Below are 12626 nucleotides of genomic sequence, written 5' to 3' on the forward strand. Positions count from 1 at the left end.
GATCGCACTGGCGACGAGGAGTACGGCGCCGGCGACGAAGAGGGCGCCGGCGGCCGACACCTGACCGTCGGTGAGCTCCCAGACGAGCCGGGGGACCGCGATGGTCGCGGCGATCACCCCGAACACGAGCGCCGAGTCGGAACCGCGGGCCCCGGAGTGCCAGAGTGCGAACAGGACGAACAGGCCCGCCGCGACGGCGAGCTCGGCGACGTGGTCCATCGGCGCCTGCAGGATCAGGGCGCCCGTGTAGGCGGTGACCGCGCCGAGCCCGACCGCGGTGCCCTGCTCGCGCAGCACGCCCGCCACCGCGAGGGCGACCCCCACGGTGCCGAGCAGGAGCAGGCCTGCACCGGCCGCCGAGGACGCCGTCTGCCACTGGTCGGTGAACTCGTGTGCCACCTCCTGCACCCCGAAACCGGCCAGGGACGCGCTCATGGCCCACGCGGCCACCAACCCGGGCGCGGAACGCAGCAGCGCGTAGGCGGCCACGGCAACGACGAGCCCGGCGGCCGCCGACCAGATGGACGCGCTCGGGACGAACCCGGAGGGCAGCACCTCCTGCATGGCCTCGGCGGCGGCGAAGGCCGTGGAGAGCGCCGCCAAAGCGAACAGGGAACCGCCGATCCGGCGGGGGGGGNAGCAGAGCGGGGCCGCCGGCCATCCCGAACCCAGCGGTGGCGAGCACGGCGGCGACCACCGCGAGCAGTGTGATCCGGGCCCCGGTGTCCAGAACGTTCCATGCGGTGGCCATGAACGTGACCACGGCCGCCAGAACGAGCCCGCCGCCGACGTAACCCAGGACCTCCGCCCAGCGGCCGCGAGCCCCGGTGCGCTCCTCGGCCGCCGCGAGGGCGGAGGCGACCGCGTCGGCCTGCCCGCGGGTGATGACCCCTTGTTCGATCAGTCTGCCCAACGCCTCAGCGCGGGCGCCATCGCGCGCCTCCACCGGGGTACCGCCTTCCCATCGCTCACGAACCGGCCTGTGCTGTCTGCCCGGATCCGGCCGCGTGATGCGGCTGCTTCGGTGACCGGGGCCGGTCCCATTCCAACGCGCTGCGATGACGGTGTCCTGAGCACGCGTACTCAGGGGGCCGCGCGAGGCACGGAGCTGGTCACGCGGATCCTGCTCTCACGGTGGCTCGCGCGAGCGAGAGGTAGCGTTCCACGACCTGGTCCGGGCCGAGTTCCCCGTCGGGCCGGAACCACGTCGCCACCGCTACACACATGGTGGTGACTGCACGGCTCGCGTCCAGGGGGTAGGCCGTGGCGAAGACCCCTTCGGCGACACCTTGTTCGACGATCCGGTCGAGCATGCGCTGCTGTTCATCGCGCAGGGCGATGTAGGAGTCCCTGACCTCCGGCTTCATGCTCCGGATCTCGGTGGATGCGATGAAGGCCTGCCGACGCCGGTGCATGTGGAACCGCAGCAGGCACTCGACCACGTGGTCGAACCGGCGTTGCGCGCTCGGGCCCGCCTCCTCCACCGCCTGCCCGCTGCGGTCGAGCAGCTCCTGCATGACAGTCGTGACCAACCCCTCCAGCAGAGCCTGCTTGGAGGGGTAGTGGTGGTAGAGACCGGGCACGGACAGGTGGGCCTTCTCCGCGATGCGTCGGATGCTGGTCCCGTGGTAGCCCTGCTCTGCGAAGGCCGAGAGCGCAGCGGCCAGGGGGGCCGGAAGCGGTTCGTCCCCGAACGAGCGCCATGAACCCGACACTGCATCCTCATTTCTGTCGCCTGTCGAGCACCGTACCGGGTGCCACCACGGCGGGCCTTTCGCGTGGGTGGTGCCGGTGGTATTGACACTCCCTCTGTGAGCCACAACACTTCAGGATACCGACCGACCGCTCGGTCTGTACCGGTCTGTCGCCGCCCGCAGAGGAAGGACCGCGTCATGCCACCGCACCCCCCATGGACCACAGACGACCCCGACGGGCCCGCAAACAGGCGGACCGAAGGTCACCGCACCCTCCCGGAGGCGTGGCGGGAACGCGTCGCCGAGGCCCCTGACTCCCCGGCGGTCGTCTACTTCGACGGGGTCATGACCGCACGGGAGGTCGACGACGACTCCGACGCAGTCGCCGTCGGCCTCGCCGAGCTCGGGGTCGCACGCGGCTCCCGTGTCGGCGTCCACTTGCAGAACGTCCCGCAGTACGTGCTGACCATGCTGGCGCTCTGGAAACTGGGCGCGACCGTGCTCCCGCTCAACCCCATGTACCGGGGCGAGGAGCTGCGCCGACTGGTCGAGGATGCCGAGCCGGTGGGGATCGTGTGTGCGGACACCCGGGTGGGGGAGTCCCGCCGTGCGCTGCGCGGCAGCTCGGTGCGGTGGTTGCTGAGTACGTGCGACCGCGACCTGCAGACCCGTGACGACCCCCGGGTGTTCACCTCCGCAGAACGGCCCTCCCCCTCCTCCGACGGGGACCTGATGCAGCTGATCGGGCACCACCGGGGACGGCGCCCGCCCCGCCTCGGACTCACGGGCCAGGACCTCGCCCTGCTCACCTACACGTCGGGAACCACGGGACCGCCCAAAGGGGCGATGAACACCCATGCCAACGTCCTGGCGGTCACCTCGACCTTCGGGGCGCACGTGGGGCTGGGCCGGGACGACGCGGTACTCGCGGTCGCCCCGCTGTTCCACATCACGGGCGCCGTCATCAACGCGGCGTTGGGGCTCCTGCACGGGTGCCGACTCGTCTTCACCAACCGGTTCCACTCCGAGGTCGTGCTCGACGCCTTCACCGAACACGGTGTGACCTTCACGATCGGATCGATCACCGTCTTCAACGCACTGTCCGAGAGCCCCCGCGCCACACGGGAGAGCTTCCGGTCGGTCCGGGCCCTCTACTCCGGCGGTGCCCCCGTCCCGCCCGCCACCGTCGAACGGTTCCGGGAACGTTTCGGCGCCTACATCCACAACGCCTACGGGATGACGGAGAGCACCTCCGGGGTCATCGCGGTCCCTCCGGGCGAGGCCGCCCCGGTGGACGGGGCCAGCGGGTGCCTGTCCATCGGCAAGGCGCTCCCGCACGTCAGAGCGCGTGTCGTCGACCCCTCGGGCAGCTCTGTGCCGCCCGGCTCGCAGGGCGAACTGGAGCTGTCCGGACCCCAGGTCGTGCCCGGATACTGGCGCAGCGCCGGGGCCACGGCCGCCACCTTTCCCTCGGGCCGCCTGCGCACCGGGGACGTCGCCGTCATCGACCACGACGGGTGGGTCTACCTCGTCGACCGCCTCAAGGACCAGATCAATGTGTCCGGGTACAAGGTCTGGCCACGCGAGGTGGAGGACGTGCTCCACCAGCACCCCTCCGTGCACGAGGCCGCCGTGGTCGGCCGCCCCGACGACTACCGGGGCGAGGCGGTCGTCGCCCACGTCTCGCTCGCGTCCGGAACGAGGGCCACGGAGGCGGAACTCCTCGCGTTCACCCGAGAACGCATCGCCGCCTACAAGCGCCCGCGCGAGGTCCACGTGGTCGAGGAACTGCCCAAGACGGTCACCGGCAAGATCAGGCGGAGCGCCCTGCGAGACCACGACCCCGACACCCCCGTCGGCGGCTCGCGCGGAGAAGGAGGCAACGACACGTGAGCGCCCCCACCGGCACCGGGCCGCCCCCGCCCTCCCCGGGACCCACACACCGGTCCAGGAAGAAGTCCCTGTTGGCCAGCACGGTGGGCAACGTACTCGAGTGGTACGAATGGAGCGCCTACGCGGTCTTCACGCCCTTCATCGCCGCCGTGATGTTCCACCAGGGCGACCCGGTCTCGGCGCTGCTGTCCACTCTCGCCGTCTTCGCGGTCGGGTTCCTGATGCGTCCCCTCGGCGGCATCGTGTTCGGACGCATCGCGGACCGGCGCGGACGCAAGTTCGTACTGATCACGACCCTGCTCATGATGGCCGCGGGAAGCATGGTCATCGGGGTCATGCCGACCTACGAGACCATCGGCGCCTGGGCCTCGCTCATCCTGCTCAGCGCCCGTGTCCTCCAGGGTTTCGCGCACGGCGGGGAGTCGGCCACCGCCTACTCCTACGTCGGTGAGATCGCGCCGTCCCACCGGCGCGGTATGTGGGGCAGCGTCGCCTTCATCGCCATCTACGGAGGCTCCGTCCTGGCCTACAGCCTCGGCGGGGCGATCACCACCGTGCTCTCGGAATCGGCGGTCGCCGAGTGGGGATGGCGTATCCCCTTCCTGTTGGGCGCCCTGCTCGCCGTCGTCGCCCTCTACCTGCGGCGCGGCATGGACGAGAGCGACGTCTTCGAGGCCGACCAGGGACGGGAGGGCAGCGAGGAACAAGGAGCCGAGAAGGCGGACCCGGCCGCCGACCGCAGCCGGGTCACCAAGGCCGTGCTGGTCATGATCGCGATGATCTCCGGTATCACCGCCGCGCACTACACGTGGACGTCCTACGTCGCCACATACGCCATCACCCAACAGGGCATGGACCCGGACACGGCGTACTGGATGTCGGTGATCGCGCAGGTCGTCGCCCTGGTCTCGCTGCCGTTCTGGGGCCTGCTGTCGGACCGGATCGGCCGGCGCCCCATGCTGCTGATCTTCGCCGGGCTCATGTTCACCCTCCAGTACCCCCTCACCCAGTTGATCAGCTCGAGCGGATGGACGCTGCTGCTGGCGACGACCATCGCCCTCCTGGTGGTCTCGGCGCCCGCCGCGGCCATGTCGGCGATCCTGACCGAGTCCTTCCCCACACGTGTACGGACCCAGGGGATCGGGTTCGCCTACTCCTTGTCCGTGGCGGTGTTCGGGGGGAGTGCCCCCTACCTCAACCAGTTGTTCAACGGGTTGGGGATCGGCTGGGTCTTCGGGGCCTACATCATGGTCCTGTGCGCCTTCACCGGTATCGCCTGCCTCTTCATCCGGGAGACGAGGGGGCTCAGGCTCAAGTGAAGGGGTCGGTGTCGCCGGCGCCCGGCGGCCCCGACCCGTTCAGGGGGCGCCGGGCGGGTCCCCGAGGGCATCCAGGTAACGGTCCAGCGCCGAGGTGAACACACGTTCGTCCACGGCGTCGGGGTCGGTCTCCTCGACGGCCCGGGCCAGGGGTTCGTACTCGGGGCGGTAGCTCTCCGGGGCACGCGCGAACCCCGCCGAGAACGGCACCATGACCGAACCCATCACGAGGTAGTCGACCGCGAGCACGATCTCCAGCGCCTCGGAGTGCGACCATCCCGCACCGGTCAGCCGTACGACCGCTTCGGTGTAATAGCGCAGTGACGAGGGGGCGCTGACGGTACGGCGGGCGATGACCGCGGTCGCGTTGGGGTGATCGAGGAAAGCCTTGCGGTAGGAGAGCGCGAAGGCGCGCATCCCCTGTCGCCAGTCACCGTCCTCCAACAGCGCCGGGTCCGTGTCGCCGGAGATGAGTTCGGTGACCAACTCGAGGATCTCGGCCTTGGACCGGACGTGGTTGTAGATCGAGGAGGCCTTCACGTCCAACCGGCGTGCGACCTCCCGCAGGGTGAGGGCCCGCTCGCCCTCCTCGTCGAGCACCGCCAGCGCCGTCGTGGCGATCAGGGCGCGTGTGATGTCCGGTCGTGGTCCGCTCTTCACCCTTGCCGCCAACCCGTGCGCATCATCAGATCCTTCTCATGGGGGACTTCACAGATCCTGGAATGCTCTCTACGGTATCAACTAACAACGTTAGTCACCAGGAGGCCTCCTATGCCCCCGGACGAGAGCGCGGAACTGCAGCACCGCCTGCACGTTCTCGAATCCGCCCGTTCCCGAGACCCCGCGCACGCCGACCTGCCCACACCCGACCTCGTGCTCGTGAGCCTGGCCGTCCTCGGGCTCAGCGTGTGGTTGCTGTGGTGGGGGATGCCATGAAGGAGACCACCGCGTCCGGCACCGAACCGGGGCAGGGCACCGGCGGCCGTGCCGGTGCCGCACTGGGCGGGATGCCCCTCCTGCGCCACGAACGGGTCTGGGGCTTCTGGAACTTCACCTCGGTCAATGTCAGCCTGGCCATCGCGACCTGGGCCTTCCTCACCGGAGGCAGCGTCGCCCTCTTCGTTGGCGCCCAGGCCGCGATCGCCACCGTCGTCGTGGGCAACCTCGTCGGCGTCGTGCTCGTCTCGCTGACCACCTGCATGCCCTCCGCCAAGTACGGGGTCGAGCAGTTCGTGGCTCTGCGCAGCGTCTTCGGGAGGAACGGGGTCCGGGTCCTGCTGATGGTGCTCCTGCCGTTCCTGCTGGCCACGTGGAACGCAGTCCTGGCCATCATGATCGGGCGGGCCCTGACCAACGTGGCCAACGCGGTCCTCGGGACCGACCTGCGGGCGGATTCCCCCGTCACCATCGGCCTGTGCCTGGCCGCCCTGGCCACCGCCTGGTTCCTGCTGCTGCGCGGTCCCATGTCGCTGAGCCGGGTCAACAACCTCATCGCGCCGGCCCTGGCCGCCGTCACCCTCCTGATGCTGGTGGTGCTCCTGCGCGAGTACACCCCCGAGCAGTTGGCTGCCCTGGAGCCGCTCGACCCGACCGGGGTGCCGCTGCTGGACTACACCAACGCCCTCGAGGTGTGCCTGGGCGCCGGGCTCTCCTGGTGGGCGATCGTCGGGAACCTGGCCCGGCTCACCACCACACCTCGTGTGGCCTTCTGGCCCAACCTCATCGGCCTCTTCGGGGCCAGCGCCGTCGCCGGCACGATCGGCTGCCTGGCCGCGCTCGCCTTCGGCGACAGCGACCCCACCACGTGGATGATCCCGGTGGGCGGTGTCGTTCTGGGTGCCCTGGCCCTGCTCTTCGTGGCCCTGGCCAACATCACCAGCATCATGGGCCAGACCTACTCCGGTGCGCTCGCGGTGCTGCGACTGCACACCGGCTTCCACCGCCTCCCCTGGCCCGTGCTCTCGGCCCTGCTGCTCGTCCCCGCGAGCGTGATGGTCTTCTTCCCCGGCGGTGTCTACGAACTGTTCTTCCAGTTCTTGGCGGTGGTGTCGCTCATCGTCTCGCCGCTGTGCGGGGTCTACTTCGCCGACTACCACCTGTTGCGCCGGCGCACTCTGCACCTGCGGGACCTGTACAGCGACGACCGGGAGTCCCGCTACGGGTTCTGGCGCGGTTTCAACCCCGCGGCCTTCGTGTCCGTGCTCGCGGGTGCCGCGGTCTACCTGGCCCTGCTGAACCCGCTGACCTACGAGAGCGCGCCGCTCTTCCCCTACCTGACGGCTTCACTGCCCGCCTTCGCCGTCACCGCCGCGACCCACGTCGCGTTGACCAAGACCGTCGTCAAACCGTTGAACAAGGGAGGATACCGATGACCGAGATCCCCGACCTGCTGATCCGCGGGGCCCGAGTGCACACGATGGACCGCGACCGCCCAGCCGCCGAGGCCGTGGCCGTCCGCGGCGGCACCGTCGTCGCGGTCGGCTCGGACCGCGAGGTGGGAGCACTGGCCGGACGCCGCACGGAGGTCGTCGACGGCAAGGGCATGACGGTCACCCCGGGCCTGATCGATTCCCACCAACACCCGGTGATGGCCCTGTCCCAGAGCCACGGGCTGGACCTGACCGGCGTGGAGGACCTGGGCGAGCTGCGCAGTGTGCTGAGCGCCTACTCCGCGGACCTGCCCGAGGACGCGTGGGTGATCGCCTCGGGCACCGATTACAACGCGTTCGAGCGCGGGATCCCGCACCGCGACGACATCGACGAGGCGGTGGGAGGGCGCCCCGCGATGCTGACCATGATGGACGCGCACAACGCGCTCCTGAGCAGCGAAGGGCTGCGCCGCGCGGGCATCACCGGCCCGGTCTCCTTCGCCGACCACTCGGAGATCGACGTGGACTCCGACGGGCGACCGACGGGGTACCTGCGCGAGATGTCCGCCGTGATGCTGGCCCGGGAAGCGGTGCCCGAGATGGACGTCGAGGCCTGCGCCCGGGAACTGCGCCGGACCATGGAACACCAGAACGCGCTGGGCCTGACCGGCCTGCACGTGCTGGACCAGATGCCGAACACGGTCGAGACGCTGCAGTTGATGTCCGAACGGGACGAACTGCCCGTGCGAGTGCTGCTCGCCCCCTGGGCGCTCCCAGGCCGGGTCCAGGACTCCCTGGAGATCGTCCGCGACCTCCGGAACAGGTCCGGGCGGCTCCTGCGCACGGCGGCGGTGAAGTTCCTCCTCGACGGGACCATCGACGGGGGAGCGGCGTGGCTGCACCACCCCGACTGCCACGGGGAGGGGGACCGGCCGATCTGGCGGGACCCGCAGCAGTACCGCGATGCAGTCCAGGCCGTGGCAGGGCTGGGGCTGCCCTCCTTCACCCACGCGATCGGCGACCGTGCGGTGACCTACGCCCTGGACACCTACGGCCGGGTGGGGCCACCGGCCCTGGGCCGCCACCGGATCGAGCACGCGGAGCTGGTCCACGACGACGACGTGCCCCGCTTCGCCGAGCTGGACGTGGTGGCCTCGATGCAGCCCACGCACATGGACTGGACCTTCTCCGACGGCTCCGGCAACTGGTCGGGCCGTGTGGGGGTCAAGCGCCTGCCCCGGGCCTGGCGTTACGGCGACATCGCCGCGGCCGGCGGGCGGGTGGCCCTGGGCTCGGACTGGCCCATCGCCGCGTACGACCCCCGGCCCATCATGGCGGGGGCCAGGCTGCGCCGCCCGGCAGGCGAGCCCATGCGGCCCGCGGTCGCCCCCGAACAGGCCCTCTCACCGGGCCAGGCGCTGGCCGGGTACACCCGGTGGGCCGCCTACGGGACCGGTGAGGAGGCCGCGTCGGGGATCGTGCGGGAAGGGGCGCGGGCGGACCTGACCGCCTTCGTCGGAGACCCCCTCACGACCGCCCCCGACGACCTGCCCGGCCTTCCGGTGGCCCTGACGGTCGTGGACGGGCGTGTGGTGCACCGCCTCGACCGCTGACGGCCCCGACGCCGGGGGCGTCGGGGCTTCCTGCCTCCGGGTCACTCGGTGAGGTTCAGGTTCTGGACTGCCAGGGCGAGGCCGCCGTCCTCGGCCTCGCCCCACACGTACACGAGGGTGTTGTCGCCTCCGACCAGGTCGAGGTCGGTGGGCTCGAGTACCGTCTCCTCGGTGTCGGCGACGACCGCGTCGGCGGAGACGGTGCCCGGGGCGGTCTCCAGTACCTCTTCGTCGGGATCTGTCAGCCCTTGGACCGCGGGTTCGCCGTCGGTGCGCACGTCGAGCGCGGGAGCGGCCGCGACATGGCGGACGGTCAGCCGCGCCTCGTCGTCGCCCAGCTCGTAGGTCTCGTTCACGAACGGGGTCAGGGCGGGTTGGGCCTCCTCATCGAGGTGGGTGGCGACCGTGGAGTTCGAGCCGGCGTGGAACTCGACCTCGTCGGCCTCGACGACGGCCTCCGCGTCGGGTCCGGCGCCTGCCCCGGTCACCCGGAGGTCGCTGGTGCCCGCGGGCATGCTGATCGGTTCGGAGACGGTGCCCGGTTCGAGGTCCTCGAGCACGGTGTCGCCGTCGGCGTGCACGTCGACGTTCTCGCCCGGGATGCCGTGCATGACGGACACCTCGACGTCCTGCCATCCGGCGGGGGCGAAGGCGCCCGCGCTCATCACGAGGGCGGCGGAACCCGAGGCCACGGCGGTCATCATCGCGCAACGGTGCATGGTGAACTCCGAATCGGGGCGTAGGTGCCGGACTCCTGTTACTTCTTGAGTGTTTGTACCCATATGCGAAGGTTTTCTCCGGTGCCTCCTGTACCCGGCTCTGCTCGGGGTACGCCGGTGCACATGGACGAACACGAGGTGGTACTGCCGCTGACGGGCGCGCAGTTGCCGGGACGGCTCGCGGTCCCGCGGGGCGCGGACGGCGTGGTGGTGTTCGCGCACGGCAGCGGCAGTTCCAGGCACAGCTCACGCAACCGGGCCGTGGCGGCCGAGCTCGAGGGAGCCGGTTTCGCGACCCTGCTGTTCGACCTGCTCACGGCCGAGGAGGATCAGGAACGTGCGCAGCGCTTCGACATCGAGCTGCTCACCGAACGGTTGTCAGGCGCCGTGGGCTGGGTGGCGGAACAGGACACCGTCGCCGGGCTGAACGCGGGCCTGTTCGGTGCCAGCACCGGAGCGGCCGCCGCTCTGCGCACAGCAGCCGATCTGCCCGGGCGGGTGGCCGGTGTGGTCTCACGCGGCGGGCGTCCCGACCTGGCCGGCACGGGAGCCCTGGAACGTGTACGCGCCCCCGCGCTGCTGGTGGTGGGTGGCGCCGACACCGCTGTGCTCGGCCTCAACGAGGACGCGGCCGCTCGGCTCGGCGGGCAGCACCGGGTGCACGTGGTACCCGGGGCCACGCACCTGTTCGAGGAACCAGGGGCGTTGGAGCAGGTCGCGGCGGCTGCCATGGACTGGTTCGGCGAGACCCTGCGGCCCGGGTGAACCGCATGGACCGAGCCAGCCCGGGGCGCGAATCGTGGCCGCGGCCGCCCATACGCGCCGGGTCGATCCGGGAGGGAGGGGCCGCCCTTTGTCGTGACGGCCCTCAGGCGTGCTCGGCCGAGCGCACCGTCTCGCCCGGGTCGACGCGCACCACGTGCACCCCTTCCGCGGACGAGACCATGATCGTGCCCTCGGGCGTGGCCAGGAGGTCGAACGGGTGGTGCGGCACGGTCCAGGGCAGGACGTGCCGTACGGGAGTGGCCTCGTCCAGGAACACGAAGGACAGTCCCCGTGTCTTCCCCCGGTACGGGAAGGTTGCCGGAGCAGGACGGCCACCGGGCGCCCGGCCCACTCGGTCACCCGCGACGTGGTCATCCCTGCCTCGCCTGGTAGGACGGGTTCCAGGCCGGGCAGGGTGAAGAAGGACCCGCCCTGCGCCAGGTAGGTGCGTCCTCCCGCTCGGGCGATCTCCGTGCGGCGGTCGTCGGGGTCGGAACCCTCGACCGGTACGGACCCGATGAGTCCCCCGGTCCCGTCGCCCACCCGATGCACGGTCGGGAAATCGGTGTCGATCGCGTCGGCGTGTTCAGGTCCGGCGTGTGCGACCTCCTCGATGGTGATGTGGGCCAGGTACCCGTGGCGGACCGTGAGGGCTGCCGGCCGCAACTCGAAGGCGACGGTCAGGAACCAGTCGCCCCGCGTGTCGGGGAGCCAGGTGTCGGCCACGACCAGAACCGTGTCCCGGACCCGTTGGAACCGGGCGAACTGCCAGTCCTCACCGATCAGGTGCTCGACCTCCATCGCCTTCTCCTGCCGTCGTGCAGACCGCCGACACCCTCCCTCCGCCCGTGCGGACACCGAACCGGCCCGGAGGTTGCCCCGGCACAGTGAACACGTCCGCATGTGGCCACAGCAAAACCGCAGGTGAACCAATGTGTGGGAGGTATGAGTCACACAGGGTGCAAGGGAACGACCGATCACACTACGGGGGTAGTACTCATGCGTTCGTTCAGCACCACCGCCAAGGTCTCCGGCGTCGCCGCGGCCACCGCCGCACTTCTCGGCGGGGGCCTCTACGGGGCCACCGCCGCTTCTGCGGAGGAGCGCCCCATCGAACCGGCCCAGGCGCCCCAGATCATGGACACGCCCTGGACCGAGTACGCCGTCGGTGACAGCCACGCCAACGTCTACGCGGTCACCAACTACCTGACCGCCGAGACCGACGACGCCGGCGAGCCGTACTGGCCCGAGGACCCCACCGAGGACCTCACCCAACCGGTCTCCGATGCTCTGCTCGACTACCAGGCCGACCGCGGCCTCGGCGAGCACGGCGAGATCAAGGAAGAGCTGTGGGGCCACTTCTCCGACGGGCAGTTCGTCACCGGGGCCTTCGGCTGGGGCCCCGCCAACGGCGCGTTCTACACCATCGACGACACCGGTGTCGGCGTGGAGAGCGTCCAGTACCTGCTGATCCACCACGGCTACCTGGACGAGGGCGGGGACGACGGACACTACGGCCCCGTCACCGAGGCGGCAGTGGAGGACTTCCAGGCCAACGAGGTGTGCCCCGAGGTCGACGTCAGCGAGCAGGAGTGCGTCGACGGCTTGGCCGGCGAGGTCACCTACCGCGCCCTGGTGACGGTCGAGTAGTGCTCCGACCACACCTTCCGACTGGGCCGGACCGCGCACGGGGGCGCGGTCCGGCCCGCGCTTGACACCATCCGCGCGGGGGAACGTCCAGGTCAGCGGCCCGAGGGCTGGCTTCGGGCCGCCATGAGTCCAGGGAGGACACGGCCATGAGCGAGCAACTCCACCGCGCCGGAGACCGGTGGCAACTGACCTTCCACCGGAGCTACGACAGCCCACCGGAGCAGGTGTGGCGTGCGGTGACCGACCCCGGGCTCCTGGGCCGCTGGTACCCGATGACGGTCGACAACCTCGACCTCGGGCCAGGGGGTGCCATCGCCTTCCGCGACGAGGAGGGAAACGTCGTGTCCGCCGAGGTCGTGGAGGCCGACCCGCCGCGCGCGTTCTCCTTCGAGGAGTTCGACGACGAGACCGGTGACCACCGGATCGACCTGGTCCTGGAACCCGACGGGTCCGGCTGCCGGTTCACCTTCACCCACACCTTCGACTCCGCCGCCTGGGCCGAACAGGTGGAAGAAGGTTGGGAGCACTGCCTCGCGGCGCTCGGTGAACTCCTCGACGAACTCGGCACCGAACCGGTCTGATCTTCTTGCCAGGCCGTCAACAA

At 70.6% G+C, this 12626-nt stretch carries 12 protein-coding genes and 2 pseudogenes; 8 read left to right on the forward strand and 6 right to left on the reverse strand.

From position 1 onward, the window contains the following. From D474_RS33625 to D474_RS0122065, 3 genes and pseudogenes are all read right to left on the reverse strand, one after another. Positions 1–603 (reverse strand): annotated as a pseudogene (locus tag D474_RS33625) (DUF2157 domain-containing protein); the annotation flags it as partial. Positions 604–715: 112 nt separating this feature from the next. Beyond that, positions 716–946, reverse strand: a pseudogene (locus tag D474_RS33630) (DUF2157 domain-containing protein); the annotation flags it as partial. Positions 947–1112: 166 nt separating this feature from the next. After that, positions 1113–1715, reverse strand: a complete 603-nt coding sequence (locus D474_RS0122065; protein ID WP_017615665.1) for a TetR/AcrR family transcriptional regulator — start codon at positions 1713–1715, stop codon at positions 1113–1115. A 177-nt stretch (positions 1716–1892) separates the two neighbouring features. Here D474_RS0122065 and D474_RS0122070 point away from each other — a divergent pair, with 177 nt between their 5' ends. Both D474_RS0122070 and D474_RS0122075 read left to right on the forward strand, forming a co-directional pair. After that, a complete protein-coding gene (locus D474_RS0122070; protein WP_017615666.1) occupies positions 1893–3587 on the forward strand; it encodes a class I adenylate-forming enzyme family protein in 1695 nt (564 codons plus the stop codon). Continuing rightward, positions 3584–4906 (forward strand): MFS transporter, encoded by a 1323-nt coding sequence (locus D474_RS0122075; protein WP_051051073.1) that lies wholly within the window; start codon positions 3584–3586, stop codon positions 4904–4906. The genes D474_RS0122070 and D474_RS0122075 overlap by 4 nt, the downstream gene beginning before the upstream one ends. Positions 4907–4945: 39 nt before the next feature. Here D474_RS0122075 and D474_RS0122080 read toward each other — a convergent pair whose 3' ends face one another. Beyond that, complete coding sequence (locus D474_RS0122080; RefSeq protein ID WP_017615668.1) at positions 4946–5566, reverse strand: TetR/AcrR family transcriptional regulator; 621 nt, start codon at positions 5564–5566, stop codon at positions 4946–4948. Positions 5567–5677: 111 nt separating this feature from the next. Here D474_RS0122080 and D474_RS32835 point away from each other — a divergent pair, with 111 nt between their 5' ends. From D474_RS32835 to D474_RS0122095, 3 genes are read left to right on the forward strand one after another with little or no spacing between them, the layout of a single operon-like run. Beyond that, positions 5678–5842 (forward strand): hypothetical protein, encoded by a 165-nt coding sequence (locus tag D474_RS32835; protein WP_017615669.1) that lies wholly within the window; start codon positions 5678–5680, stop codon positions 5840–5842. Further along, positions 5839–7278: a cytosine permease gene (locus D474_RS0122090; protein WP_017615670.1), complete on the forward strand. Its 1440-nt coding sequence runs from the start codon at positions 5839–5841 to the stop codon at positions 7276–7278. Before D474_RS32835 ends, D474_RS0122090 begins: the two co-directional genes overlap by 4 nt. After that, positions 7275–8888, forward strand: a complete 1614-nt coding sequence (locus D474_RS0122095; RefSeq protein ID WP_017615671.1) for an amidohydrolase — start codon at positions 7275–7277, stop codon at positions 8886–8888. The genes D474_RS0122090 and D474_RS0122095 overlap by 4 nt, the downstream gene beginning before the upstream one ends. 41 nt (positions 8889–8929) lie before the next feature. Here the strand turns inward: D474_RS0122095 and D474_RS29635 are convergent, their stop codons facing one another. Next, entirely contained in the window at positions 8930–9592 is a 663-nt protein-coding gene (locus D474_RS29635; RefSeq protein WP_161628699.1) for a DUF4397 domain-containing protein, read from the reverse strand. A 138-nt stretch (positions 9593–9730) separates the two neighbouring features. Here D474_RS29635 and D474_RS0122105 point away from each other — a divergent pair, with 138 nt between their 5' ends. Continuing rightward, a complete protein-coding gene (locus tag D474_RS0122105) occupies positions 9731–10372 on the forward strand; it encodes a dienelactone hydrolase family protein (protein ID WP_017615673.1) in 642 nt (213 codons plus the stop codon). Positions 10373–10475: 103 nt separating this feature from the next. On the opposite strand, the gene D474_RS32405 is transcribed toward D474_RS0122105, so the two are convergent. Continuing rightward, positions 10476–10649 (reverse strand): hypothetical protein, encoded by a 174-nt coding sequence (locus tag D474_RS32405; RefSeq protein ID WP_017615674.1) that lies wholly within the window; start codon positions 10647–10649, stop codon positions 10476–10478. Between the two features lie 722 nt (positions 10650–11371). On the opposite strand from D474_RS32405, the gene D474_RS0122120 reads away from it, so the two are divergent. Then, the gene (locus D474_RS0122120) at positions 11372–12022 is read left to right on the forward strand and encodes a peptidoglycan-binding domain-containing protein (RefSeq protein WP_017615676.1); all 651 of its coding nucleotides are present in this window, start codon (positions 11372–11374) and stop codon (positions 12020–12022) included. 146 nt (positions 12023–12168) lie between these two features. Beyond that, entirely contained in the window at positions 12169–12603 is a 435-nt protein-coding gene (locus D474_RS29640; RefSeq protein ID WP_017615677.1) for an SRPBCC domain-containing protein, read from the forward strand. The last annotated feature ends 23 nt before the right edge of the window (positions 12604–12626 follow it).

Source organism: Nocardiopsis salina YIM 90010 (assembly GCF_000341025.1).
Classification (GTDB): domain Bacteria; phylum Actinomycetota; class Actinomycetes; order Streptosporangiales; family Streptosporangiaceae; genus Nocardiopsis; species Nocardiopsis salina.

What these genes read in the sequence shown, in the direction of transcription:
- D474_RS0122120 (WP_017615676.1), top strand. Translation starts at nt 11,372, where the DNA reads ATGCGTTCGTTCAGCACCACCGCCAAGGTCTCCGGCGTCGCCGCGGCC.
- D474_RS0122095 (WP_017615671.1), top strand. Translation starts at nt 7,275, where the DNA reads ATGACCGAGATCCCCGACCTGCTGATCCGCGGGGCCCGAGTGCACACG.
- D474_RS0122070 (WP_017615666.1), top strand. Translation starts at nt 1,893, where the DNA reads ATGCCACCGCACCCCCCATGGACCACAGACGACCCCGACGGGCCCGCA.
- D474_RS0122090 (WP_017615670.1), top strand. Translation starts at nt 5,839, where the DNA reads ATGAAGGAGACCACCGCGTCCGGCACCGAACCGGGGCAGGGCACCGGC.
- D474_RS29635 (WP_161628699.1), bottom strand. Translation starts at nt 9,592, where the DNA reads ATGATGACCGCCGTGGCCTCGGGTTCCGCCGCCCTCGTGATGAGCGCG.
- D474_RS32835 (WP_017615669.1), top strand. Translation starts at nt 5,678, where the DNA reads ATGCCCCCGGACGAGAGCGCGGAACTGCAGCACCGCCTGCACGTTCTC.
- D474_RS29640 (WP_017615677.1), top strand. Translation starts at nt 12,169, where the DNA reads ATGAGCGAGCAACTCCACCGCGCCGGAGACCGGTGGCAACTGACCTTC.
- D474_RS0122105 (WP_017615673.1), top strand. Translation starts at nt 9,731, where the DNA reads ATGGACGAACACGAGGTGGTACTGCCGCTGACGGGCGCGCAGTTGCCG.